Source organism: Saccharothrix sp. CCNWYY140 (assembly GCF_037401995.1).
Taxonomy (GTDB): domain Bacteria; phylum Actinomycetota; class Actinomycetes; order Mycobacteriales; family Pseudonocardiaceae; genus Actinosynnema.
The window spans coordinates 1-1,320 of sequence record NZ_JBBEGC010000241.1; the positions used below are offsets into that span (position 1 = coordinate 1).

The window sequence follows — 1,320 nt, forward strand, 5'->3', positions numbered from 1 at the left end:
CAATGCCGCTAAGTTAGGCTGCTTGCGGTAGGATTCGGCGGTGGCTCGCGCTGGTCAGAAGAAGGTGTCGGTCGGGGACGACGAGAATGTCCGACTGGTCGACCGAATCTCTCTCGGCGTTCTGGCCGAGGTGGTTCCACGGGACGTGATCGAAGAGGTCCTGGACGAGACCGGGAAACGCGAGCAGCGGACACGTCTTCTGCCCGCGCATGTCATGGTCCGGTTCTGTCAGGCGATGTGCCTGTTCTTCGACGACGACTACGAGGAGGTCATGCGCAAGCTTGTCGGATCGTTGAAGTCGATGGGCTCGTGGCGCGGTGAATGGAGTGTCCCGTCGACCTCTGCGATAGCGCAGGCGCGACAGCGTCTCGGGTTCGAACCGTTGCGTCTGCTGTTCGAGCGGGTCGCGGTGCCGGTCGCGGGGCCGGGTGCCCGCGGGGCATGGCTGAAATCACGTCGGATCATGGCCGTGGACGGGTTCATGCTCGATCTCCAGGACACCGAAGAGAATGTGGCGGAGTTCGGCAAGAGCGACAACGACCGCAAAGCCGGCGGGTTCCCGCAGGCGCTCGTGGTGGCGCTGGCCGAATGCGGATCGCACGCGATCGTCGACGCCGCGGTCGGCGGCTGCCGCGCCGACGAGAAGACCCTGGCCCGGACGTTGCCGGGCTCGATCGAACCGGGCATGCTGGTCACCGCCGACCGGAACTTCTACAGCTTCTCGCTCTGGGAGGACTTCGCCGGCACCGGCGCCGACCTGCTGTGGAGGATCGCCTCCGGAGTCCGGTTGCCCGTGCTGCGATGGCTGCCCGACGGCTCCTACGACTCGATCCTGTTCAACCCGCAGGTCCGTGCCCGCCGGCGCCCGCAACTGATCGCCGACGCCGCCGCCGGAAACACGATCGACCCCGAGGACGGATTCCGGGTCCGGGTCGTGGAATACGAAGTGCCCGACCGGGAGGGCAACGGCACCGGCGAACTGATCTGCCTGGCCACCACGATCCTGGAACCGGCCGAGGCCACCGCCGCCGAACTCGCCTGGTGCTACCACCAGCGATGGGAGATCGAGACCGCCTTCGGCGAGATCAAGACCCGTCAACGCGGAAGCGCCCGCATACTGCGGTCGAAATCACCCGACATGGTCCGGCAGGAGATATGGGCTTTGCTGCTCACCCACTACGCCATCCGCAGCCTGATGAGCCGGGCCGCCGACGAAGCCGACGTCGACCCCGACGAACTGTCTTTCATCCGCACACTCCGCGTCGTCCGCCGCCAGGTCACCGCCCAGGCGGACTTTTCCCCCTGACCACCGCCGACAAG

At 66.5% G+C, this 1,320-nt stretch carries 1 protein-coding gene; it reads left to right on the forward strand.

Annotated features, from left to right (window positions below; translation table 11 throughout):
- Positions 1 to 64: 64 nt before the first annotated feature.
- Positions 65 to 1,306, forward strand: a complete 1,242-nt coding sequence (locus tag WBN91_RS39050; protein WP_337729342.1) for an IS4 family transposase — start codon at positions 65 to 67, stop codon at positions 1,304 to 1,306.
- The last annotated feature ends 14 nt before the right edge of the window (positions 1,307 to 1,320 follow it).